This window comes from Streptomyces sp. NPDC039609 (genome assembly GCF_055596705.1).
On record NZ_JBVIUJ010000010.1, the window covers coordinates 259370 to 282333 of the forward strand.

Consider the following 22964-nt stretch of genomic DNA (forward strand, 5'->3'; position numbering starts at 1 on the left):
CACGCTGCCGCCGCTCCCCGCCCGGGCCGCCCGCCCGAGGTCAGGCTGCCGCCGCTCCCCCGCGCGGGAGGCGCAGGCTCAGGAGGGCCGTCGCCGCGTAGGTCGCGACGACCCATGGCATCGCCGCCCCCACCGACAGGTCCGCGAAGTACGCGGTACCGATGGCCGCCGCTCCCAGCGCCCCGCCGAACTGCTGCGCCGTCGAGAAGACGCCCGACGCCCCGCCCGCCGTCTCCCCCGGCACCGACGACAGGACGATGGTGACCAGCGGCACGACCAGGAAGCCGAGGCCCGCGCCGGCGACGACGAGACCCGGGACCAGCGGCCAGGCGCCGGTGTGGACGGGGGCCGCGGTGCTCATCGCGTACCAGACCCAGCCGTAGCCGACGGCCATCAGGACCGCGCCCGCCACCGGGACGTACCGGCCGAACCGGGCCGCCAACCGGTCCGCCACCGGGGCGGTGAGGAAGCCTCCGGCCGAGAAGGCGACCATCAACAGGCCGGCCTCCAGCGGTGCGTACCCCTGCTCGCCCTGCAGCCAGATCGCGAAGACCAGGAAGAAGCCCTGCATCCCGAGGGCGAAGAGCAGTTGCACCGCGAGCCCGTACGAGAACGCGGGCACCCGGAACGTCCGCCCCGGCAGCACCGACCCGCGCGCCGCGAGGCCCGTCACCGCGAGCACACCACCGCCGAGGAGCAGCCAGCCCCACAGCGGCCAGCCGTGCTCACGGCCCTGGACCAGTGGCAGCACGATCGCGACGAGGCCGGCCGCGAGCACGACACTGCCGAGCACGGGAGGACGGGCGGCGGACCGCTCCCGGGTGGACGGTACGAGGACGACGGCCGCGACCAGGGTCACCACGGCGACCGGCACGTTCACGAGGAAGACGGCCCGCCAGCCGAGCCCGAAGAGGTCGGCGTCCGTCAGCACCCCGCCGAGGAGCAGCCCGACGGCGGAGGCGAAGCCGGCCACCGCCCCGTACATCCCGAAGACCTTGCCGCGCTCCTTGCCCTGGAAGAGGGCGTGGAAGGAGCCGAGGACCTGTGGCATGAGGACGGCCGCCGTCACACCCTGCACGGTCCGCGCGGCGATCAACTGGCCCGGTGTCTGGGCGATTCCGCACGCGAGACTCGCGAGTCCGAAGCCTGTCGTACCGGCGAGGAAGAGCGCCTTGCGTCCGTAGCGGTCGCCGAGCCGTCCGGCGACGATCAGGGTGGCGGCGAAGCCGAGCAGATAGGCGGAGACGGTCCACTGCAGCGCGCTCTCGGAGGCGCCGAGTCCGTGCCCGATGGAGGGCAGGGCGACGTTGACGATGGTGACGTCGATCAGGTCCATCAGGGCGGCGACCATCATGACGACGGCCGCGGCCCAGCGGCGCGGGTGGACGGCGACGGAGTCACCGCTGGTCGTGGTGGAGACGGTGGTCGCGGACATCGCGCGCCCCTTCCCGGGATTTACTTCGTTCGACCTAACGAAATAAAATCTGACACAGGCCGTCCCGTGATCACAAGTCTTTCGTTCGACCGAACGAAAGACTTGCTAGAGTGGGTCCATGAGCGAGCAGAACCGGCGCGCCGAGGTCGTCGCCGCCCTCACCGTCGCCGGACGCGACTCCAGCGCCGCGTCCGTCGCCTTCCACACGGCGGTCGCGGCCAAGCAGGACCTCGGCCCCACGGAGACCAAGACCCTGGACCTCCTCCAGCGCCACGGCGCGCTCACCGCCAAGGAGCTGGCCGAGCACTCCGGTCTCGCGCCCGCCTCCGTGACGGGCCTCGTCGACCGTCTGGAGCGCAAGGGATTCGTCCGTCGGGTGAAGCACCCGACGGACAAGCGCCGGGTGCTGATCGAGCCCCGGCCCGAGAAGCTGGCGGAGCTCGCCCCGCTCTTCGACGACTGGGCGCGCGAAGTGCACGAACTCTACGAGGAGTTCACCACCGAGGAGCTCCTCACCGTCACCCGCTTCCTGACCGGCGCGACCGACCGCCAGCGCGCCGCGACGAAGCGCCTTACCGAGTAGAGCCGTACACCGGGCCCGGCACCTCCGCCTCCGCCAGGAGCTTCAGCGCCGCCTCCCCCGCCTCCGCCGGACTCCAGCGCGCCCCCTTGTCGGCCGTCGGTCCCGGCCGCCACCCCTCCATGACGGTGATCCGGCCGCCCTCCGCCTCGAAGACGCGACCGGTCACACCGGCCGAGGCCGTCGAGCCCAGCCAGACCACCAGCGGCGACACGTCCTCGGGCACGCCCTCCAGGCCGGCGAACGCCTGCTCCGTCATCCGCGTCCTGGCCGCCGGGGCGATCGCGTTGACCTGGACCCCGTACCGGCCCATCTCCTCCGCCGCGACCAGGGTCAGGCCGACGATGCCGGCCTTGGCCGCCGCGTAGTTGCCCTGTCCGACGCTGCCCAACAGACCCGCGCCCGACGTGGTGTTGACGACCCGGGCCACGGGCTCACGCCCGGCCTTCGCCTCCGCCCGCCAGTGCGCGGCCGCGTGCCGCAACGGCAGGAAGTGGCCCTTCACATGGACGCGCATCACCGCGTCCCAGTCGTCCTCGCCGAGGTTCACCAGCATCCGGTCCCGCAGGAATCCCGCGTTGTTGACCAGGGTGTCGAGCCGTCCGAAGGAGTCCAGGGCCGCCGCGACCAGCGAGGCCGCACCCTCCTCCGTGGCGATGTCACCGCCGTGCGCGACGGCTTCGCCGCCCGCCGCGCGGATCTCCTCCACCACCTGCACGGCGGGCGAGCCGGACCCGGCGGAGCCGTCGAGCCCCACCCCCAGGTCGTTGACGACCACCTTCGCCCCCTCGGCGGCGAAGGCGCGCGCGTGCGCCCGCCCGAGCCCCCGCCCCGCGCCCGTCACGATCACGACCCGACCCTCGCACAGACCCATCTCAGCTCTCCTTGTTGACAGTCGCGGCATCCAGAAACGCGGGGCGCTCGCCGCCCCCGTGCACCAGCAGCGAGGCCCCCGAGACGTACGCGGCCCGGTCGGAGGCGAGGAACACCGCCGCCTCCCCCACGTCCGCGGGCTCGGCGAGCCGGCCGAGCGGCACCGTCGCCCCGACGGCGGCGATGCCGTCCTCGTCGCCGTAGTGGAGGTGGGACAGCTCGGTGCGGACCATGCCGAGGACGAGGGAGTTCACCCGTACGTCGGGCGCCCATTCCACCGCCATCGAGCGGGCCAGGTTCTCCAGGCCCGCCTTCGCGGCGCCGTACGCGGCCGTTCCGGGCGAGGGCCGGGTCCCGCTGACACTGCCGACCATGACGATCGCGCCGCGGGAGGCCCGCAGCAGTTCGTACGCGGCGAGGGAGACGGTCAGCGGGGCGATGAGGTTCAACTCCACGACCCGCGCGTGCCGTTCGGCGTCCCCCTCGCCGAGGAGCCGGTACGGCGTTCCGCCGGCGTTGTTGACCAGGGCGTCCAGCCGTCCGTACCGCTCGCCGACGCCCGCGAAGAAGGCGACGACTTCCGCGGGTTTCCGCAGGTCGAGGGGGACGAAGACGGCCTCGCGACCCCCGTCCTCGACGGGCTCGTCCGGTGGTCTGCGCGCACAGACGACCACCCGCGCCCCCGCTCTGAGGAACGCCCGGGCGATGCCCGCGCCGACCCCGCGCGTGCCGCCGGTGACGACGGCAACCCTCCCGTCCAGCTCCATCGGCTGCTACCTTTCCTCACCAAGCAGTCACCTAACAAATGTTTGGTGGAAAGGTAGCTGATCCGCTCATGGGTGTCTCCACCTCAAGCCCGGGCAAGGGCATCGCACTTGTCACCGTCGACTTCCCGCCCGTCAACGCCCTTCCCGTACAGGGCTGGTACGACCTCGCCGACGCCGTCCGCGCGGCGGGCCGGGACCCCGAGGTCCGCTGTGTGGTGCTGGCCGCCGCAGGCCGGGGCTTCAACGCGGGCGTCGACATCAAGGAGATGCAGCGCGAGCACGGGACCGGGCGGCACACGGCGCTGATCGGCGCCAACCATGGCTGCGCGGAGGCCTTCTCGGCGGTCTACGAGTGCGAGGTGCCGGTCGTCGCGGCCGTCGGCGGCTTCTGTCTGGGCGGCGGGATCGGGCTCGTCGGCAACGCGGACATGATCGTCGCCTCCGAGGACGCCACCTTCGGGCTGCCCGAGCTGGACCGGGGCGCTCTCGGCGCCGCCACGCATCTCGCCCGGCTCGTGCCGCAGCATCTGATGCGCGCGCTGTACTACACCTCCCGCACCGCCACCGCCGCCGAGCTGCATGCCCACGGCTCGGTCTGGAAGGTCGTGCCGCGCGGGGAACTTCTGGAAGCGGCGGTGGAGCTGGCGGCCGAGATCGCCCGCAAGGACGGGTATCTGATCCGCCTCGCCAAGGCCGCCATCAACGGGATCGACCCCGTGGACGTGCGCCGCAGCTACCGCTTCGAGCAGGGCTTCACCTTCGAGGCCAACCTCAGCGGGGTCGCCGACCGCGTCCGCGACACCTTCGGCACGAACCGGGCCAAGGAGGACTCGCGATGACCGACAAGACGATGACCGCCGACGAGGTGGTGGGCCGCCTGCGCAGCGGCATGACGCTCGGCATCGGCGGCTGGGGCTCGCGCCGCAAGCCGATGGCCCTGGTCAGAGCGCTGCTCCGGTCCGAGATCAGCGATCTCACCGTGGTCTCCTACGGCGGCCCCGACGTGGGCCTGCTCGCCGCCGCCGGCCGGATCCGCAAGCTCGTCGCCGCCTTCACCACCCTGGACTCCATCCCCCTCGAACCGAATTTCCGCGCCGCCCGCGAACGCGGCGACTTCGCCATGACCGAGCTCGACGAGGCCATGTTCATGTGGGGCCTGCACGCCGCCGCCAACCGTCTGCCGTTCCTGCCCGTGCGGGCCGGTCTCGGCTCGGACGTGATGAGGGTCAACCCCGAGCTGCGGACGGTCACCTCGCCGTACGAGGACGGGGAGACGTTCGTCGCCGTGCCCGCCCTGCGCATGGACGCCGCCTTCGTCCACCTCAACCGCGCCGACCGGCTCGGCAACGGCCAGTACCTGGGCCCCGACCCGTACTTCGACGATCTCTTCTGCGAGGCCGCCGACACCGCCTACATCTCCTGCGAGGAGATCGTCGACGGCTTCGGGGGCGACACCGCACCGCAGTCCCTGCTCGTCGGCCGGCACAGCGTCACCGGCGTCGTCGAGGCACCGAACGGCGCGCACTTCACCTCCTGTGCCCCCGACTACACCCGCGACGAGCCCTTCCAGAAGCTGTACGCCACCACACCCTGGCCCGAGTTCGCCGAACGGTTCCTCTCCGGGAAGAGCGAGGACGACTACCAGCAGGCCGTACGCACCTGGCACGAGGAGCAGCAGTGACCACGACCACGACCGTCACCCGCGCCGAGTACTGCGTCGTCGCCTGCGCCGAGGCCTGGCGCGACAACGGCGAGATCCTCGCCGCCGCCATGGCCCCGGTCTCCTCCTTCGGCGCCCGGCTCGCCAAACGCTCCTTCTCCCCCGATCTGCTGCTGACCGACGGCGAGGCGATGCTCGTCGGCCTCGACGGGCAGGTGGAGGGCTGGCTGCCGTACCGCCGCCACCTCACCATGGTCACCGGCGGGAAGCGGCACGTCATGATGGGCGCGAGCCAGATCGACCGGCACGGCAACCAGAACATCTCCTGCATAGGCGACTGGTCCCGGCCCGACCGCCAGCTCCTCGGGGTCCGCGGCGCTCCGGTCAACACCCTGAACAATCCGGTCAGTTACTGGATCCCCAAGCACTCGCCACGGGTCTTCGTCGAGCGCGTGGACATGGTCAGCGGCGTCGGCTACGACCGCGCGGCCGCGGCAGGAGCCGACCGTTTCCACCGGATCCCGCGGGTCGTCTCCGACCTCGGCGTCCTCGACTTCGAGACGCCCGACCGCTCGATGCGGCTCGCCTCGCTCCACCCGGGCGTCACCGTGGACCAGGTCCGGCAGGCCACCGGCTTCGACCTCGTGATCGGGGACGACGTGCCGTACACCCGCGAGCCGACCGCCGAGGAGCTGCGGCTGATCCGCGAGGTGATCGACCCGAAGGGGCTGCGGGACCGGGAGGTCCGGGTCCGATGAAGACGGCGCTCACCGAGCTGACCGGCGTCCGGTACCCGATCGTCCAGACCGGCATGGGCTGGGTGGCCGGAGCGCGGCTGGTCTCGGCCTCCGCCAACGCCGGCGCCCTGGGCATCCTCGCCTCGGCGACGATGACCGTCGAGGAGCTGCGCGCCGCGGTCCGTGAGGTGAAGACGCGTACGGACCGGCCGTTCGGGGTCAATCTCCGCGCGGACGCGGGCGACGCCCGCGAGCGGGTGCGGATCATCGTCGACGAGGGCGTACGGGTCGCCTCCTTCGCCCTCGCCCCCTCTCGCGAGCTGATCTCCGAACTGAAGGACGCGGGCGTGGTCGTGGTCCCGTCCATCGGGGCCCGGCGCCACGCCGAGAAGGTCGCGGCCTGGGGCGCGGACGCGGTGATCGTGCAGGGCGGCGAGGGCGGCGGGCACACCGGCGAGGTGGCCACGACCGTCCTGCTGCCGCAGGTCGTCGACGCGGTCGACATCCCGGTGATCGCGGCCGGTGGCTTCCACGACGGCCGTGGCCTGGTCGCGGCGCTCTCCTACGGCGCGGCGGGCGTCGCGATGGGCACCCGCTTCCTGCTCACCTCGGATTCGACCGTCCCCGACGCCGTCAAGGCGAGGTACCTGGCCGCGACGGTCAAGGACGTGACGGTGACGACCGCCGTCGACGGACTCCCGCACCGGATGCTCCGTACGGAGATGGTCGCCGCACTCGAACGGGCGGGCCGGGTACGGGCGTTGGCGCAGGCCGTACGCCGCGCGGCCGGCTTCCGCCGGATCTCGGGTCTGTCGTGGTCCCGGATGATCCGCGACGGTCTCGCGATGAAACACGGCAAGGACCTGTCGTGGAGCCAGGTCCTGCTCGCCGCGAACACCCCCATGCTCCTCAAAGCGTCCATGGTCGAGGGCCGCACCGACCTCGGTGTCATGGCGTCCGGACAGGTCGCAGGGCTGATCGAGGACCTCCCGAGCTGCGAGGAACTCGTCCTGCGGGTCATGTCCGAGGCCGAGCACGTGCTCCGCACCCTGCCCACACCAGGGTGAAACCCTCATCCCCTCACGGGAGTTCAGTCATGCCTCTGTCGAGACGCGCACTACTGAGCACCGCCACCGCCGCGGCGTTCGCGGCGGCGACCGCCCCGGCCGTCGCGGCGACCCGAAGTCGCCCCCGCGCCACGGCCGTTCGCCACATCCCGCTCCAGGGCGCGGTCAACGTCCGCGATCTGGGTGGCTATCCCACCTACACCGGCGGCCGGGTGCGGCACGGCCTGGTGTACCGGGCCGATGCCCTGGGCAAGCTCACCGACTCCGATGTGACGACCCTCGCCGGGCTGCGCCTGGGGCGGGCCGTCGACTTCCGGATCCCGCTGGAGGTCCAGTACGACGGCGCGGACCGGCTCCCGGCCGGGGTCGTCGCGGTGTCGCGGCCGGTCACCGACAACGGCCTGTTCGGGCAGCTGCTCGCGGCGATCGGCTCTCGCGATCCGGTGCGCCAGGAGCAGATGCTCGGCGGCGGGCGGGCGGCCGCGTTCATGACCGAGGTGTACCGCTCGTTCGTCACCAGCGCGGCGAACCGCGCCCAGCTCGGCCTCACGCTCCGCGAGCTGGCCGGCCTCGGCTCGACACCCTCGCTGTACCACTGCACCTCGGGCAAGGACCGTACGGGCTGGACGAGCTATCTCCTGCTGACGGCCCTGGGCGTGCCGGAGGCGACGGCCGTCGGCGACTACATGGCCTCCAACACCTTCCGGGCCACGTACGACGCGAAGGTGCGGGAGGGGCTGAAGCAGGGCGGGCTCATGCAGAACCCGGACCTGATCATCCCTCTCCAGGAGGTGCGGACCGCGTATCTGAACACCGCGCTCGACGAGGTGCGGACCGGGTACGGCAGTCTCTTCCGGTACCTCACCGACGGCCTGGGCCTGGAGCTGCGCACGCTGTCGCGGCTCCAGGACCGGCTCGTCGACTAGGCGGCGCCGCCGCCCCGGCGGCCCCTGCCGCCGGAACCGCCACCGCTGCGGGTACGGGTGGCCGAACCGCCCGTACCCGTACGGGCGGCGGAACCGCCCGTACCGGTACGCGAGGTCGAGCCTCCGCCGGTGGTGCGTGCGGTCGAACCGCCCGTGCCCGTACGGCCGTTGGCCTGGGAGCGGGTACGGCCGCCACCACCGCCGCCACCGCGGCGCGAGCGCTGGCCGCCGTTGCGGGCGGCCGCGGGCTGGGCCGGCTGCGGGACCTCGATGACGATCGGTATGCCGGAGGGCTCCCGGGCGCCGGTGAGCCGCGTCAGCTCTTCGTCGCTGGACTTGATCTGTGCCGTACGGGGACTGATGCCGGCGTTCGACATCAGCCGGCTCATGTCCCGCTTCTCCTCGGGCAGCACGAGGGTGACGACACTGCCGGACTCGCCGGCGCGCGCCGTGCGGCCGCCGCGGTGCAGATAGTCCTTGTGGTCGATCGGCGGGTCGACGTTCACGACGAGGTCGAGGTCGTCGACGTGGATGCCGCGGGCCGCCACATTGGTCGCCACGAGCGCCGTGACCTGGCCGTTCTTGAACTGATCCAGGGTGCGGTTGCGCTGCGGCTGCGAGCGGCCGCCGTGCAGTCCGGAGGCCCGTACGCCGTTGGCGAGGAGCCGCTTGACCAGCCGGTCCACGGACCGCTTGGTGTCCAGGAACAGGATCGTGCGGCCGTCGCGGGCCGCGATCTTCATCGTGACGGCCTTCTTGTCGGTCTCGTCGGCGATGTAGAGCAGGTGGTGCTCCATCGTCGTCACCGCGCCGGCCGAGGGGTCGACGGAGTGCACGACCGGGTCGTCGAGGAACATCTTCACGAGCCGGTCGATGTTCTGGTCGAGCGTCGCCGAGAACAGCATCCGCTGGCCGTCCGGCTCGACCTGCTTGAGCAGCGCCACGACCTGCGGCATGAAGCCCATGTCGGCCATCTGGTCGGCCTCGTCCAGGACCGTGATCGCGACCTGGTCGAGCCGGCAGTCGCCGCGCTCGATGAGGTCCTTGAGCCGTCCGGGCGTGGCGACGACGACCTCGGCGCCACGGCGCAGCGAATTCGCCTGCTTGGTGATCGACAGGCCGCCGACGACGGTGGCGAGCCGCAGCTGCACCGAGGTGGCGTACGGCGCGAGGGCGTCGGTCACCTGCTGGGCGAGCTCACGGGTGGGCACGAGGACCAGGGCGAGCGGGGCCTTGGGCTCGGCGCGGCGGCCCGCGGTGCGGGCGAGCAGGGCGAGGCCGAAGGCGAGGGTCTTGCCCGAGCCGGTGCGGCCCCGACCGAGGATGTCCCGGCCGGCGAGCGAGTTCGGCAGGGTGGCGCCCTGGATCGGGAAGGGCTCGGTCACGCCCTGGGCGTTGAGCGTCTTGACGAGCGCCGCGGGCATGTCGAGGGCGTCGAAGGACTCGACGGAGGGGAGCGCGGGCGTCAGCGTCTCGGGCAGGGTGAACTCACGCGGCGGCGGAGGTGTGGCCGGTCCGCGGCGGCCGGCTCCCTTGGCCTTGCCCCTGGGGGCGGCGGAGCCGCGGCGGGTGTTTCCGGACGGGGTTCCGGAACTGGATTCCGCGGCCCGACGGGGCCGCCTTTCGGAGCGGGTCATGGGAAAAGCCTTCCTGGCCTGAGCACAGCACGAGCCGGGACCCGCACCTGCGCGGTGCGGGCCCCGGCTGCGAGAAACGCGTCCGGCAATTAGGCCGGGAGGATGTTCTCCGCCTGCGGGCCCTTCTGGCCCTGCGTGACGTCGAAGGTGACCTTCTGGCCTTCCTGCAGCTCACGGAAGCCGGAGGTCGCGATGTTGGAGTAGTGGGCGAAGACGTCGGCGCCGCCGCCGTCCTGCTCGATGAAGCCGAAGCCCTTTTCCGAGTTGAACCACTTCACGGTTCCGGTGGCCATAATTTTCTCCTGAATAGGTAAGGGTCCCATCCCGGAGAGTCCGGAAAACAAAATCGCGCCTGAAGGAACATTCCCGTCAGGCGCACATAAAGTTCATGGGTACCAAAACTAGCAACTCCGGAACCTTAGCACGCCGCCCCACCCGAAGGGGCGGGGCGGCGACGAGCGTCACATCCGGGGCGGCGAGGAGATCAGAGCCGTTCGACGATCGTCACGTTCGCCTGGCCGCCGCCCTCGCACATCGTCCTCAGAGCCGTTCGATGATCGTCACGTTCGCCTGGCCGCCGCCCTCGCACATCGTCTGGAGGCCGAACCGGCCGCCCGTGCGCTCCAGTTCGTGGAGGAGGGTGGTCATCAGCTTCACGCCGGTCGCGCCCAGCGGGTGGCCGAGGGCGATCGCGCCGCCGTTGACGTTCACCCGGGCGGGGTCCGCGCCGGTCTCCTTCAGCCAGGCCAGGACAACGGGGGCGAAGGCCTCGTTGATCTCCACGAGATCCATGTCGTCGATGGTCATGCCGGTCTTCTTCAGGGCGTACGCGGTCGCCGGTATGGGGGCGGAGAGCATCCGGATCGGGTCCTCGCCGCGGACGGAGAGGTGGTGGATGCGGGCGCGCGGCGTGAGGCCGTGCTCCCGTACGGCCCGCTCGCTCGCGAGGAGCATCGCCGCGGCGCCGTCGGAGACCTGGGAGGAGCAGGCCGCGGTGATGGTGCCGCCCTCGACGACCGGCTTGAGGCCGGCCATCTTCTCCAGGGTGGTGTCCCGTCGGGGGCCCTCGTCGAGGGTCACGTCCCCGTAGGCCACGGTCTCCCGCTCGAAGCGGCCCTCGTCGATCGCGCGCAGGGCCCGCTCGTGGGAGCGGAGGGCGAATTCCTCCTGGTCACGGCGGGTGATGCCCCACTTCTTGGCGATCAGCTCGGCGCCGTGGAACTGGTTCACGGGCGCGTCGCCGTACCGGGCACGCCAGCCCTCCGAGCCGGCGTAGGGGCCCTCGGTCAGGCCGAGGGGTTCGGCGGCCTGCCGGGAGGCGAAGGCGATGGGGATCATGGACATGTTCTGGGTGCCGCCCGCGACGACGAGGTCCTGGGTGCCGGAAAGGACGCCCTGCGCGGCGAAGTGCACGGCCTGCTGGGAGGAGCCGCACTGGCGGTCGATCGTGACGCCGGGGACCTCCTCGGGGAGGCCGGCCGCCAGCCAGGCCGTACGGGCGATGTCGCCGGCCTGCGGGCCGACGGTGTCGAGGCAGCCGAAGACCACGTCCTCGACGGCGGCCGGGTCGATGCCCGATCGCGAGACGAGGGCCTTGAGGACATGGGCGCCGAGGTCCGCCGGGTGGACGGAGGCCAGGCCTCCCTTGCGGCGGCCCACCGGGGTGCGGACCGCTTCGACGATGTAGGCCTCGGCCATGACAGCTCCTCCAGATGTCTATGTACGTACGGCGATACCGTCCAGGACCATCGACAGGTACTGGCGGGCGATCTCCTCCGGGCTGTGCTGGCCGCCCGGGCGGTACCAGGACGCGGCGACCCAGACGGTGTCGCGCACGAAGCGGTAGGTGAGCCGGATGTCGAGGTCGGCGCGGAAGACCCGGGCCTCGACCCCGCGCTCCAGCGTGCCGAGCCACGCCTTCTCGAATTTCACCTGCGAGTCCGAGAGGTAGTGGAAGCGCGGCTGGGAGCTGAGGTGCCGGGACTCCTTCTGGTAGATCGCGACGGCGGCGCGGTGCCGGTCGATCTCCCGGAAGGACTCGGTGACGAGGGCCTCGATGGTCTCCCTGGGCCCGAGGTCGGCGGCGAGGACGGCGTCGTAGCCGTCCCACAGCTCGGTCAGGAAGGTGGAGAGGATCTCGTCGAGCATCGATTCCTTGGAATCGAAGTGGTAGTAGAGGCTGCCGGCGAGCATTCCGGCGGCGTCGGCGATCTTGCGTACGGTCGTGGCGTTGTACCCCTGGGCGGCGAACACCTCGGCGGCGGTGTCCAGGAGCTCTCGGCGCCGCTCGGGCGAGGCGGTCACCGGGGTCTTCTTCTTGCTGGCAGTGTTCGGCACACGTCCATTCTGGTCCTACGCGTGCTGGCTGCTGACCGAGACGGTCTCGCCGGTCATGTAGGAGGAGTAGCCGCTGGCGAGGAAGACGATGACGTTGGCGATCTCCCAGGGTTCGGCGTACCGCCCGAAGGCCTCGCGCTCGGTGAGTTCGGCGAGCAGCTCGGCCGAGGTGACCTTGACCAGATGCGGGTGCATGGCCAGGGACGGGGAGACGGCGTTGACGCGGACCCCGTACGCGGCCGCCTCGACGGCGGCGCAGCGGGTGAGCGCCATGACGCCGGCCTTGGCGGCGGCGTAGTGGGCCTGGCCCGCCTGGGCGCGCCAGCCGACGACGGAGGCGTTGTTGACGATCACCCCGCCGGTGTCGGCGTCCTTGTAGTGGCGCAGGGCGGCGCGGGTGCAGCGGAAGGTGCCGTTCAGGGTGACGTCGAGGACCCGGGTCCACTGCTCGTCGGTCATGTCGACGAGCCGGGCGGTGCCGCCGAGGCCGGCGTTGTTGACGACGACGTCCAGGCCGCCGTGGAGGCGTACGGCGGTGTCGAAGAGCTGCTGGACCTGGGTCTCGTCGGTGACGTCGCAGGGCAGGGAGTCGATCCGGTCCGCGCCGAACTCGGCGGCGAGGGCGGCCTCGGTCTCCTTGAGGCGGCGGGCGTGGGCGTCGCTGATCAGGATCCTGGCGCCCTCCTCCAGGAAGCGGCGGGCGGTGGCGCCGCCTATGCCGGCTCCGGCGGCGGCGGTGATGACGGCGGTACGGCCGGCGAGCAGGCCGTGGCCGGGGACGTACGCGGGCGGGGCGACGGGCGGGGTCATGGGCGCGGCTCCTTCGGGAGGCCGAGCACCCGCTCGGCGATGATGTTGCGCTGGATCTCGCTGGATCCGGCGTAGATGGTGTCGGCGCGGGAGAAGAGGAACAGCCGCTGCCACTCGTCGAGTTCGTACGGCTCGGCGGCGACGACCGTGGAGGCGGCGCCGCAGATGTCCATGGCGAGCTCGCCGAGGTCGCGGTGCCAGTGGGACCAGTACAGCTTGGCCATGGAGGGTTCCGTGCCGCGCAGGGCGTTCGCCCGCATGGCCTGGAGCCCGGTCCAGGCCCTGACGAGCCGGTCGCGGACGAGGGGGTCGGCGAGGGCCCCGTTGCGCCGGGCCAGGTCGATGAGGCCCTCCAGCTCGCGCCGGAAGCCGACCTGTTGGCCGAGGGTGGAGACGCCGCGTTCGTAGCCGAGGGTGGCCATCGCGATCCGCCAGCCGTCGCCGGGCTCGCCGACGACGTTGGCGGCGTCGGTGCGCGCGCCGTCGAAGAAGACCTCGTTGAACTCGCTGGTGCCGGTGAGCTGGACGATCGGCCGGACCTCGACGCCGGGCTGGTCCATGGGGACGAGGAGGTACGAGAGTCCGGCATGGCGCTTCGACCCCGGCTCGGTCCGCGCGACGACGAAGCACCACTGGGACTCGTGGGCGAGCGAGGTCCAGATCTTCTGGCCGTCGACGACCCAGGCGGCCCCGTCGCGGGTGGCGCGGGTGCGGACGGCGGCGAGGTCGGAGCCGGCGCCGGGTTCGCTGTACCCCTGGCACCAAAGCTCCTCGACGGCGCGGATCGGGGGCAGGAAGCGGGCCTTCTGCTCCTCGGTGCCGTGGGCGATGAGGGTGGGGCCGAGGAGCTGTTCGCCGATGTGGTTGACGCGGGCGGGGGCGTCGGCGAGGGCGTACTCCTCGTGGAAGGCGATCTGCTCCTCGATGCTCGCGCCGCGGCCGCCGTACTCCTTCGGCCAGCCGACGCAGGTCCAGCCGTGAGCCGCCAACTGCCGTTCCCAGGCGAGGCGTTCGGCGAACGCCTCGTGCTCCCGGCCCGGTCCGCCGCGGCCCTTCAGAGGGGCGAACTCGCCACTGAGGCGGGCCTGTAGCCAGTCCCGTATCTCCGCGCGGAACTCCTCGACGCTGCTCATGGCCGTACGTTAACCTACCAAACACTTGTTAGGGAAGGTGGGAGGAAGGAGCTCCGATGGACCTGTCGTACAGCGCCGAGGAGGACGCCTTCCGGGCCGAGGCCCGGGAGTGGCTGCGCGCCCATGTGCCGGAGGAGCCGCTGCCGTCCCTGGAGACCTCGGAGGGCTTCGCCGCGCATCGCCGCTGGGAGGCGGAGCTGGCCGCCGACCGCTGGTCGGTGGTGTCCTGGCCGGACCGGTACGGCGGCCGGGACGCCGACATATTCCGGTGGCTGATCTTCGAGGAGGAGTACTACGCGGCGGGGGCGCCGGGCCGGGTCTCCCAGAACGGCATCAACCTCCTCGCGCCCACCCTCTTCGACCACGCGACGGAGGAGCAGCGGGCCCGGGTGCTGCCGCCGATGGCGACCGGCGAGGTCGTCTGGGCACAGGCCTGGTCCGAGCCCGGGTCCGGCTCGGACCTCGCCTCGCTGACCTCGCGGGCGGTACGGACCGAGGGCGGCTGGCTGCTGTCCGGGCAGAAGACCTGGTCCTCGCGGGCGGCCTTCGCGGACCGCGCCTTCGGCATCTTCCGCACCGACCCGGAGACGGACCCCGCCAGGCCGCACCGGGGGCTGACCTATCTGATGTTCGACCTGCGGGCGCAGGGAGTGACCGTCCGGCCGATCGGACGGCTCGACGGGAAGCCGGCCTTCGCCGAGCTCTTCCTCGACGAGGTGTTCGTGCCCGACGACGACGTGATCGGCGAGCCGGGCCAGGGCTGGCGGATCGCGATGTCCACCACGGGCAACGAGCGCGGGCTCATGCTCCGCTCCCCCGGCCGCTTCCTGGCCGCCGCGGACCGGCTCGTGCGGCTGTGGCACGAGACCGGCGAGGACCGGGGGCTCCGGGACCGGGTCGCGGACGCGGTGATCGGGGCGCGGGCGTACCAGCTCTTCACGGCGGGCGGCGCGTCGCGCTTCGCCTCGGGGGCGAAGATCGGGGCGGAGTCGAGCCTGAACAAGGTCTTCTGGTCGGAGTACGACATCGCGCTGCACGAGACGGCGCTCGATCTCCTCGGCACGGAGGGCGAGCTGTCCGACACGGAGTGGGCCGAGGGGCATGTCTTCTCGCTCGCGGGTCCGATCTACGCCGGCACCAACGAGATCCAGCGCGACATCATCGCCGAGCGGCTGCTCGGCCTCCCGAAGGGCCGCCGCTGATGCGTTTTCTGCCGACCGACGAGCAGCGGGACTTCGCCCGTTCCCTGGACGCGATGCTCTCCGCCGCGGAGACGCCCACCGCGATACGGGCCTGGGCCGCGGGCGACCCAGGCCCTGGGCGCGCCGTGTGGAGGCGGCTCGGGGAGGCGGGTGTCTTCGCGCTCGCGGCACCCGAGGCCTACGAGGGCGTGGGCCCGCTCCCCGTCGAACTCGCCCACGCCTTCGTGGAGTCGGGCCGCCACGCGGTACCGGGCCCGCTGGTGGAGACGGTCGCGGCGACGGCCCTGCTCGCGGAGCTGGCCGAACGGGGCGAGCCGGGCCCGGCGAAGCGGCTCCTGCCCGGGCTCGTCACGGGCGGGACGGTGGCGACGCTGGTGCTCGCGCGGGACGGGCTCGTCCTGGACCCGGACGCCGCCGACCTGGTCCTCGCCGTCGCCGGTGACGAGCTGCGGATCGCGCGCGGCCACGGGGAGCTCCGGATCTCCGCCGACCCCGTGCGACGGCTCGCGCGGCCCGCACCCGGCGGGGAGCTCCTCGCGGCCGGCCCCGGCGTGGTCGCGGCGGCCCTGGAGGCCCGGTGCTGGGCCCTGCTCGCGACGGCGGCGCAGTCGCTCGGCGTGGGGCTCGCGCTCCTGGACCGTACGGTGGCGTACGCGAAGCAGCGGACCCAGTTCGGCGCGGCGATCGGATCCTTCCAGGCGGTCAAGCACCGCCTGGCCGACACCCTGATCGGCCTGGAGTTCGCCCGTCCGCTGCTGTTCGGAGCAGCGCTCACCTTCGAGGAAGGCGATCTCGCGGCGGCCAAGGTGGCGGCCGGGGAGGCCGCGCACGCGGTGGCCGCCACCGCCCTTCAGCTGCACGGCGCCATCGGCTACACCGAGGAGCTCGATCTCTCCCTCTGGCTCCGCAAGGCCCGGCCCCTCCGGGACGCCTGGGGCAGCCCCTCCTGGTGCCGGGAGCGGGTGCTCGCGGACGCGGCCGGCGGCCCGACACGCCCGCACGATCGCCCATGACCTCGGTCACATGCGCCCAAGCCCAGGCAACCATGGGGGACTTGAATCACCTCGACCCCCATGACCAGTTCCTGAAGAAGGGTGCCTTCATGTCCCTCTCTCCCCTCGGTTCCCGGTGGGCCGTCCGTACCGGTGCGATCGCCCTGGCGCTCGCTGCCGCCGGTGCGACGCAGACCGGAACGGCCACGGCCGCCCCGGCGGCTTCGGGCGGGTGTCCCCAGTACGCGTCCACCTTCAAGGCGGCCGGCCGGACCCACGGGGTCCCCTGGCAGCTGCTCTCCGCCATGGCGCGCCAGGAGTCCGGCTGCGACCCGTCGGCCCGGTCCGCGGTCGGCGCACGCGGACTGTTCCAGATGCTCCCGGCCACCGGCGCCGACCTGCGCAACGCCACCACGCAGACCAACTCGGCGGCCAAGCACCTCGCCGGCATCAAGCGGCAGGTGGGCTCCAGGAACGACTACATGCTGGCGGCGTGGAACGCCGGCGTCGGGGCGGTGAAGCGGTACGGCGGCATCCCGCCGTACCCGGAGACGCAGGCCTACGTGAAGGCCGTACTGCGGGAGTACCAGCGCGTCACCGGCTAGGCCCTGATCCGGCCTGGTCCGACGAGACACCGCCAGAGCCTGTCCGGCCCTGATCAGCCGGGCAGGCCCTGGTCCCGCTGCTCGCGCGGCGGGCTCTCGTCGTTGCCCCGCCGGATCGTCCGTACCCGTCGCCCCGGCGACCAGGTACGGAAGACGAGCTCCTCGCCCTCCACCGCGGTCCGGACGACCTCCGTCAGCTCGACCCGGAACAGGTGGAAGGGCAGCGGCTGGCCGACCCCGTCCGCGTACCATGCCAGCTTCACCGGGTCGGTGATCTCGACCGCGCGCCCGGAGACGCGGACGTCGCCGCCGCCCATGCCGGTGCCCTCGCCGGGGTTGGCGAGCAGCGCGAACCGGGGGTCGCGGCGGACGTCGAGGGCCTTGCGGGAGTTCGGCATCATGGCGAGCCACAGCTCGCCGGCGCGGAAGTCCGCCTCGATGCCACTGAGCCGGGGCGAGCCGTCCGTACGGAGGGTGGCGAGGGCGTGGTGGGTGTACTGCCCGAAGCGCTCGCGCACGGTGGTGGCGAGGTCGGGCTCGGCGGCCTCGAAGGCGGCCCAGGTGGCGGTCGGGGTTGTTCCGGTGTGTCCCATGGTTCCAGGGAACACCGGAAACCCGACATCTTCTGTCTGGATTACTCCGTGCGCTCGGCGGTGGAGCGCTCCACGCAGAACTCGTTGCCCTCCGGGTCGGCCAGGGTCACCCAACCGGTCCCGTCCGCGTTCCGGTGGTCGCCGACGAGCGTCGCACCGAGCGCGATCAGCCGCTCGACCTCCTCGTCGCGGGTGCGGTCCTGGGGCTGGATGTCGAGGTGGACCCGGTTCTTGACCGACTTCTTCTCCGGCACCTCGATGAAGAGCAGGCCCGCCCCCTCGGTGAGGACCAGAACCTCCGAGTCGCCCGGAACGTCACCCTCTCCGAGCTTCCCGTCCACGACGTCGACCCAGAAGGTCGCCAGGGTGTACGCGTCGGCGCAATCGATCGTCACATGTCGCACAAGAGATGCCATGGCATCACTATCACCCGATCAACACCCCTGCGGCCAGCGGCTTTCCGCCGCGTCACGACCGGACGATGGCCTGCGCCCGGGCCGCGGCGAGCCAGGTGGGGAACTCGGCGACGATACGGTCGTACAGCTCCGCGTCCGGGACTCTGCGCGGGTCCTTCCCTGCGTGGAAGAAGCCGGCGTTGTCCACCGGCCGCTTGGCCGGGACGGCCAACTCGTCCAGTTTCCGCAGGAATTCGAACTGTCGGCTGCCCGGGTCGCCGAAGCCGATGAACTGCCAGAAGATCGGCAGCTTCGCCGCCTTGCACAAGTACCGCTCGGCGGCGAGCTTGTTGATCGGTCCGCCGTCGGTCTGGAAGACGACGAGCGCGGGCGCGCTGGAGCCGCTGTCGAGGTAGTGGTCGATGACCGCGTCCATCGCCAGGTGGTAGCTGGTCTTGCCCATGTGACCGAGCCCGGCGACGATCCGGTCGATCCGCCCCTGGTGGTCGGCGAGCGCGATGTCGGTCTCGGCGTCGATGTCGGTGGAGAAGAAGACCACCGGCACCCGCCCGTCGTCGTCCAGGTTGGCGGAGAGCCCCAACACCCGGTCGGCCAGGGCCTGCACGCTGCCGTCCTGGTAGTAGGGCTTCATCGAGCCCGAGTAGTCGACCACGAGGTAGACGGCGACGCGCTGCCCGCTCATCCCGTGCTTCTGGAGGGAGACCCCAGCCGACTTGTAGAGACTCACCAGCGCGGGCGCGGTCTCCTCGACCTTGCGCAGACTCAGGGCCACGGACGGCTCCCCTCCCCGGTTTCCCGTACGGACCCCTCCCGTACGACTGCTGCCGAGAGTACGTGATCACCCGCTTAAGGCGGCCTGGAAGACTGTCCCCCATGCGTGTCGGCTTATGGATCCTGGGGGCGGTCTACGCCGTACTGCCCGGCGTGTGCGGCCTGTTCGTGTATCTGGACGGTCCGCCGCCGGGGATGACGATGGTGCAGGTGGTCGCGCTTGCGCTCTTCGGCCCGCTGGCGGGCGCCATGCTCGTACGGGCGGGGTACGAGCCTCTGGTCCCGGAGGGCTGGCGGTACACACCGCCGTTGCTGCGTGTGCTGCTTCCCCTCGGCTGCGTCCTCGTGCTCGCGTGCTTCGCCGTCGTGGCACTGGCGGTGCGCGGAACCGTCCTGGGGATGGGCTTCGATCTCGTCGACGGCCCGCGGGCGGTGTGGGCGGCGACCCCGGTCGAGTTCCGCGAGCTGATGCTGCTCACGCTCGCGCTGTGCGCCCCACTCCTGGTGTGGGCTCCGGTGGCTCACTACGAGGGCGCCCACATGGTGCACCGGCTCCTCCTGATGCAGGCGACGACCACACCGATGCGGATGGGTGACGTGGAGGCTCTCCACGCCGTCACCGCACCGCTGCGCAGGCCCCGACGGCTGCCGAGCGCGAACGCGCTCAACGAGGGGATGATGGCGGCCCTCGACAGTTGGGCCCTGATCAACCACCTCAACCGGACCCAGGAGATGGAGTCGCTGGACGCGGGCATCGCCGCGGCCCGGCGCGGACTGGCCGGGCTCCGTGCCCTTCCGGGCTGGGGTTCCAAGAAGTTCGTCTGGTCGCTGCGGGACAACCTCGGCGACGCGCTGTGGGAGCGCTACCAGGACGCGCACAGCTCGGCGGCGCTCGACGAGGTGATTCTGATCCGCCGCGAGGTGCTGTCCGCACCCCGATGGAGGAAGGGGCTCGACCAGCGCCCGTATCTCATCCAGCTCAGTGAGGCCCTCGGCGCCCGGTTCGATCTGAGCGGCGACGAGTGCGACCTCCGGGAAGCCGTGGAGGTCGCCGAACAGGCCGTGCGTTCCCGCCCGTTGGGTAAAGGCCCCAGCGTGACCGCTCTGCGCAATCTGGGCCGGCAGCACGTCCGCGGTGTCCGGGAGGGCAAGGGCGGCATCGCGGCATGGGAGACGGCCGTGGCGGCCCTGCGTGAGGGCGTCGCCCTCGAAGCGGGGTCCGACGACGACGGGTGTCTCTGCCAGCTGATCGGCGCCTTGATCGAGGCGCCCCGGGAGGGGTCGCGGGCCGCGACGCTGGCCGAGGCGCGTGGCCTGGCAGAGGAGCTGGCCGACAAGGCCGAGCGTGGGACGGGAGAGGAGGGCTCGTACCGCTACCTCCTGGGCATCGTGCTCCTGGAGCTGGTCGAGGAGGACCCGGATCCGGTCCCCGCCCTGTGGATGGAGACCACGGAGGCCTTCAGGGCGGCGGCGGAGAACCTTGCCATGCCCGCCGATGTGCGACTGCACGCGGCCCGGATGTGGGGCATGTTCGCCGCCGGGACCGCCATGGAGCTCGCCGCGGGCGGGGTGGCCCGGGAACGGGTGGGCGCGACCGCGGAACAGCTGTGGACCTCCGGAGCCGACGGTCTCGCGCTGGCCGTGGAGCTGCTGCCGCTCGTCGTGTGGCGCGGTGTCGACCACGGCGACCAGCGGACCCTGCTCGCCGATCTGTACGAGCTCGCGGTCGACGCGGCGGCCGTCGCCGTCTGCGCGGGTCGGCCCGAGCGGGCGGTGGAGATCCTCGAGCGGGGTCGTACCGTGATGTGGTCGCAGCTGCTCGACCTGCGGACGACGGAGCTGACCCGGCTGCGGGCGGACGACCCGGAGCTCTTCGCCCGCCTCGACGCGATACGGGAAGAGCTGGACACGCCCCTCCCGGAGGGCGGGGCGGAGGACCCGGCACAGTCGGAGCGCCGCACCGCCCTGGCCCGCGAATGGGAGACCCGGACCCGCGAGGCGGGCCTGCTGCGCAGCCCCGACTACGCCGCCCTGCGGGCGGCCGCCGCCGAGGGCCCGGTAGTGATCGTGAACATCACCGTCTTCGGCTGCCACGCCCTGGTCGTACGCCATGCGGGCCCGGTGTCCGTCGTGCCGCTCGACACCCTCACGTACGAGGCGACGGGCGAGGCCCTCGGCCGTACGGCGAAGGCCGACGAGCGCCTCGTCCAGGCACACGCAGCGCTACGGGAGGCGCACCGGAACGCATCGGCGGATCACGGCACGCCGACGGCATCCGTCTCCGCTGCCGACGGCGTCGCCGCCGCCGAGGCGCTCGTCATCCGGGCCGAGATGCGGCGGGAGCAGGCGAGTGCGCGGACGCTCGACTGGCTGTGGGAGACGGTCGCTCGACCTGTGCTCGACGCGCTTCCCGAACTCGGCTCGGACGAAGGCGAGTTGCGTCGACTCTGGTGGTGCCCGACCGGGATGGCCACGTACCTTCCGCTGCACGCGGCCGGGTCCAGGCGCGGTGGCGTGCGGGAGTCGGTGCCCGGCCGGGTCGTCCCCTCGCACGCGCCGACGCTCACCTCTCTGCTGCACGCCCGCCGGCCACGGCAGGCGCCTCCCACGGAGTCCTTGCTCCTGCTCACCGTGGACGAGCCGGATCTGCCGGAGGTCGGCGCCGAAGCCGAGGTCGTCGCACACCATGTGCCCGAGTCCGTCCGGCTGCGGGACGACGACGCCACGGTCGACGCCGTCGCCCGCCTCCTGCCGGACCACACCCGCTTCCACGCCGTCTGTCACGGCTTCGCCCGCGAGGGTCTGCGAGTCGGTGGCGGCGAGATCCTCACCCCGCTGCAGCTCGCCCGGATCCCGGCCATGGACGCGGAGTTCGCGTTCCTGTCGGCGTGCGACACCGCCGTACCGGACCCGGAGGTGCCCGACGAGGCGACCCATCCGGCCGCGGTGCTGCACTTCGGGGGCTTCCGTCACGTGCTGGCCAGCCTGTATCCCGTGCAGGACGCGAGCGCTCCGGCGGTGACCGACGCCGTGTACGGGCGCCTCGTACGGGACGGGGTGCTGGATGCCGACCGGGCGCCGCGGGCGCTGCACGCCACGCTGGCGGAGGTCCGGGCGGAGCACCCGTACCAGCCGAAGATCTGGATGCCGTACATCCACATAGGGGCCTGAGACCGCAGTGCACCCCGAAACCGAAGAGGAGAAGATGACAGACCGCGCCCTGGAGAAACGCGCCCGTACCTGGCTGTGCGACAACTACCCGGCGGTCCGTGCGGACTTCGAGGAGGACGGCGCCCTCGACGAGTTCGAGGACGTCTTCGACGAGGTACGGGAGGGCGGCAGCGCGCTGGAGGCGCTGCGGCGGCTCGGCCACGATCCGACGCTGGTGCTGGGCGAGCGGCGCAAGGACGGCGTGGGGTCGGCCGGGCTGTGGAGCGCGGAGACCGAGGTGAAGAGTGCGTTCCGGTGTCCGCGTGCCGTTGGCCGCTGCACGGCCCGCAGATCGCGGGACGCGGACGGCGGCTGGCCGATGTGCTATCTGGACCCGGACGATCCGCACGGCGTGCCGCTGAAGCCGGCGGCGCTGCCTCTTGAAGGGAACCCGGGCTGATGGACGGGTTCCTCTCGGAGGTCGGCAAGAAGATCACCGAACGCTGGCTGACCCGGATCGTCCTGCCCGGTCTGCTGTTCGTGGTCGCCTGCACCGTGGCCCTGGCGCCCGGCCGCTCGGGGCCGGTCGATGTGACGGCGACGATCGACTGGCTGGAGCGACTGCGCACCGGTCGGTACGCGTCACCGTCCGGGACGGCGGCGGCGCTGGTGATCCTGCTTCTCGCGGTCGCGGGCCCGGCGCTGTGCGCGGAGTGGCTGGCGTCGGTCGTCGCCCGGCTGTGGGCGGGGCGGGACCGCTGGATGCGCCGGGTGGCGCGACGGCTGCGCGGCGGCACGGCCGTCCCGGCACGGGCGACCTGGATCGGGAGCCGTCTCGGGGCGGTCGAGGAGCGGATACGGGTCCAGCACGGCGTCCACATGTCCCTGGTGTGGCCGCGCCTGTGGCAACTGGCGCCGGAGGGCAGCCGGCAGGAGGTGAACGCCGCCTGGGACCGCTACGCGGCTGCCACGCTCCGGGCCGCGTGGACAGTGCCGTACGCCGTGCTCGCCGCGACGGCGGGCTGGTGGCCTGCGGCGGTGATCGCGGCGGGGCTCGCCGTCACGGGATGGCGCGAAGGGCGGTCGGCCGTGGTGGGCCTCGTCGAGGCGGTCGAGTCGGCGGTGGACACGGGCCTGCGGGGTCTGGCGGAGGTGCTCGGGGTGCCGCTGCGGCACGGGCGGGTGCTTCCGGCGGACGGGACGCTGATCAACGAGCTGATCAACAAGGGGCGTTGAGGCCAGGCCGTCGCACGTGTGGCTCGCTGGCCTGTGC

Annotated in this window: 24 protein-coding genes; 12 read left to right on the forward strand and 12 right to left on the reverse strand. The window is 72.2% G+C overall.

Annotated elements, in window-relative coordinates; translation table 11 throughout:
* Positions 1 to 40: 40 nt before the first annotated feature.
* Positions 41 to 1435: an MFS transporter gene (locus ACZ561_RS28840; protein WP_471000214.1), complete on the reverse strand. Its 1395-nt coding sequence runs from the start codon at positions 1433 to 1435 to the stop codon at positions 41 to 43.
* A 118-nt stretch (positions 1436 to 1553) separates the two neighbouring features.
* Here ACZ561_RS28840 and ACZ561_RS28845 point away from each other — a divergent pair, with 118 nt between their 5' ends.
* Entirely contained in the window at positions 1554 to 2018 is a 465-nt protein-coding gene (locus ACZ561_RS28845) for a MarR family winged helix-turn-helix transcriptional regulator (RefSeq protein WP_471000216.1), read from the forward strand.
* On the opposite strand, the gene ACZ561_RS28850 is transcribed toward ACZ561_RS28845, so the two are convergent.
* Together ACZ561_RS28850 and ACZ561_RS28855 are read right to left on the reverse strand one after the other, a co-directional pair.
* Positions 2008 to 2889, reverse strand: a complete 882-nt coding sequence (locus ACZ561_RS28850; protein ID WP_471000219.1) for an SDR family oxidoreductase — start codon at positions 2887 to 2889, stop codon at positions 2008 to 2010. The genes ACZ561_RS28845 and ACZ561_RS28850 overlap by 11 nt on opposite strands.
* Position 2890: 1 nt before the next feature.
* Complete coding sequence (locus tag ACZ561_RS28855) at positions 2891 to 3655, reverse strand: SDR family oxidoreductase (protein WP_471000222.1); 765 nt, start codon at positions 3653 to 3655, stop codon at positions 2891 to 2893.
* 68 nt (positions 3656 to 3723) lie between these two features.
* Here ACZ561_RS28855 and ACZ561_RS28860 point away from each other — a divergent pair, with 68 nt between their 5' ends.
* From ACZ561_RS28860 to ACZ561_RS28880, 5 genes are read left to right on the forward strand one after another with little or no spacing between them, the layout of a single operon-like run.
* A complete protein-coding gene (locus ACZ561_RS28860) occupies positions 3724 to 4494 on the forward strand; it encodes an enoyl-CoA hydratase family protein (protein ID WP_471000225.1) in 771 nt (256 codons plus the stop codon).
* A complete protein-coding gene (locus tag ACZ561_RS28865) occupies positions 4491 to 5336 on the forward strand; it encodes a CoA transferase subunit A (RefSeq protein ID WP_471000228.1) in 846 nt (281 codons plus the stop codon). The genes ACZ561_RS28860 and ACZ561_RS28865 overlap by 4 nt, the downstream gene beginning before the upstream one ends.
* The gene (locus ACZ561_RS28870; protein WP_471000231.1) at positions 5333 to 6073 is read left to right on the forward strand and encodes a CoA-transferase subunit beta; all 741 of its coding nucleotides are present in this window, start codon (positions 5333 to 5335) and stop codon (positions 6071 to 6073) included. The genes ACZ561_RS28865 and ACZ561_RS28870 overlap by 4 nt, the downstream gene beginning before the upstream one ends.
* On the forward strand, positions 6070 to 7119 hold the full coding sequence (locus ACZ561_RS28875) for an NAD(P)H-dependent flavin oxidoreductase (RefSeq protein WP_471000234.1): 1050 nt from the start codon (positions 6070 to 6072) through the stop codon (positions 7117 to 7119). The genes ACZ561_RS28870 and ACZ561_RS28875 overlap by 4 nt, the downstream gene beginning before the upstream one ends.
* A gap of 29 nt (positions 7120 to 7148) precedes the next feature.
* Positions 7149 to 8045 (forward strand): tyrosine-protein phosphatase, encoded by an 897-nt coding sequence (locus ACZ561_RS28880; protein ID WP_471000236.1) that lies wholly within the window; start codon positions 7149 to 7151, stop codon positions 8043 to 8045.
* On the opposite strand, the gene ACZ561_RS28885 is transcribed toward ACZ561_RS28880, so the two are convergent.
* The 6 genes from ACZ561_RS28885 to ACZ561_RS28910 all read right to left on the reverse strand — a co-directional run bounded on the left by ACZ561_RS28885 (position 8042) and on the right by ACZ561_RS28910 (position 13962).
* A complete protein-coding gene (locus ACZ561_RS28885) occupies positions 8042 to 9682 on the reverse strand; it encodes a DEAD/DEAH box helicase (protein WP_471000238.1) in 1641 nt (546 codons plus the stop codon). The two genes, ACZ561_RS28880 and ACZ561_RS28885, sit on opposite strands and share 4 nt — an antisense overlap.
* Positions 9683 to 9771: 89 nt before the next feature.
* Positions 9772 to 9975 carry a cold-shock protein gene (locus tag ACZ561_RS28890; RefSeq protein WP_005318814.1) on the reverse strand — a complete coding sequence of 68 codons (204 nt, stop codon included), beginning with the start codon at positions 9973 to 9975 and terminating at the stop codon, positions 9772 to 9774.
* A gap of 247 nt (positions 9976 to 10222) precedes the next feature.
* Positions 10223 to 11380: an acetyl-CoA C-acetyltransferase gene (locus ACZ561_RS28895; protein ID WP_471000241.1), complete on the reverse strand. Its 1158-nt coding sequence runs from the start codon at positions 11378 to 11380 to the stop codon at positions 10223 to 10225.
* Between the two features lie 18 nt (positions 11381 to 11398).
* On the reverse strand, positions 11399 to 12019 hold the full coding sequence (locus ACZ561_RS28900; protein WP_471000244.1) for a TetR/AcrR family transcriptional regulator: 621 nt from the start codon (positions 12017 to 12019) through the stop codon (positions 11399 to 11401).
* Between the two features lie 15 nt (positions 12020 to 12034).
* Entirely contained in the window at positions 12035 to 12829 is a 795-nt protein-coding gene (locus ACZ561_RS28905) for an SDR family oxidoreductase (RefSeq protein WP_471000247.1), read from the reverse strand.
* Complete coding sequence (locus ACZ561_RS28910; RefSeq protein WP_471000250.1) at positions 12826 to 13962, reverse strand: acyl-CoA dehydrogenase family protein; 1137 nt, start codon at positions 13960 to 13962, stop codon at positions 12826 to 12828. The genes ACZ561_RS28905 and ACZ561_RS28910 overlap by 4 nt, the downstream gene beginning before the upstream one ends.
* 56 nt (positions 13963 to 14018) lie before the next feature.
* Here ACZ561_RS28910 and ACZ561_RS28915 point away from each other — a divergent pair, with 56 nt between their 5' ends.
* The 3 genes from ACZ561_RS28915 to ACZ561_RS28925 all read left to right on the forward strand — a co-directional run bounded on the left by ACZ561_RS28915 (position 14019) and on the right by ACZ561_RS28925 (position 16761).
* Entirely contained in the window at positions 14019 to 15164 is a 1146-nt protein-coding gene (locus ACZ561_RS28915; RefSeq protein WP_471000253.1) for an acyl-CoA dehydrogenase family protein, read from the forward strand.
* Positions 15164 to 16177 carry an acyl-CoA dehydrogenase family protein gene (locus ACZ561_RS28920; RefSeq protein ID WP_471000256.1) on the forward strand — a complete coding sequence of 338 codons (1014 nt, stop codon included), beginning with the start codon at positions 15164 to 15166 and terminating at the stop codon, positions 16175 to 16177. Before ACZ561_RS28915 ends, ACZ561_RS28920 begins: the two co-directional genes overlap by 1 nt.
* Before the next feature lie 89 nt (positions 16178 to 16266).
* Positions 16267 to 16761, forward strand: coding sequence for a lytic transglycosylase domain-containing protein (locus ACZ561_RS28925; RefSeq protein ID WP_471000258.1), 495 nt, complete (start codon positions 16267 to 16269; stop codon positions 16759 to 16761).
* Between the two features lie 53 nt (positions 16762 to 16814).
* Here ACZ561_RS28925 and ACZ561_RS28930 read toward each other — a convergent pair whose 3' ends face one another.
* Genes ACZ561_RS28930 through ACZ561_RS28940 form a run of 3 tightly spaced genes read right to left on the reverse strand, consistent with a single transcriptional unit; the run spans position 16815 to position 18542 of the window.
* Complete coding sequence (locus tag ACZ561_RS28930; RefSeq protein WP_471000261.1) at positions 16815 to 17354, reverse strand: pyridoxamine 5'-phosphate oxidase family protein; 540 nt, start codon at positions 17352 to 17354, stop codon at positions 16815 to 16817.
* Positions 17355 to 17395: 41 nt separating this feature from the next.
* Complete coding sequence (locus ACZ561_RS28935; protein WP_471000264.1) at positions 17396 to 17770, reverse strand: VOC family protein; 375 nt, start codon at positions 17768 to 17770, stop codon at positions 17396 to 17398.
* 52 nt (positions 17771 to 17822) lie between these two features.
* Positions 17823 to 18542 (reverse strand): vWA domain-containing protein, encoded by a 720-nt coding sequence (locus ACZ561_RS28940; protein ID WP_471000267.1) that lies wholly within the window; start codon positions 18540 to 18542, stop codon positions 17823 to 17825.
* Between the two features lie 101 nt (positions 18543 to 18643).
* On the opposite strand from ACZ561_RS28940, the gene ACZ561_RS28945 reads away from it, so the two are divergent.
* From ACZ561_RS28945 to ACZ561_RS28955, 3 genes are read left to right on the forward strand one after another with little or no spacing between them, the layout of a single operon-like run.
* Positions 18644 to 21712: a CHAT domain-containing protein gene (locus ACZ561_RS28945; RefSeq protein ID WP_471000270.1), complete on the forward strand. Its 3069-nt coding sequence runs from the start codon at positions 18644 to 18646 to the stop codon at positions 21710 to 21712.
* A gap of 34 nt (positions 21713 to 21746) precedes the next feature.
* Positions 21747 to 22151 (forward strand): hypothetical protein, encoded by a 405-nt coding sequence (locus ACZ561_RS28950; RefSeq protein ID WP_471000273.1) that lies wholly within the window; start codon positions 21747 to 21749, stop codon positions 22149 to 22151.
* The gene (locus ACZ561_RS28955) at positions 22151 to 22927 is read left to right on the forward strand and encodes a hypothetical protein (protein WP_471000276.1); all 777 of its coding nucleotides are present in this window, start codon (positions 22151 to 22153) and stop codon (positions 22925 to 22927) included. Before ACZ561_RS28950 ends, ACZ561_RS28955 begins: the two co-directional genes overlap by 1 nt.
* Positions 22928 to 22964 lie beyond the last annotated feature (37 nt).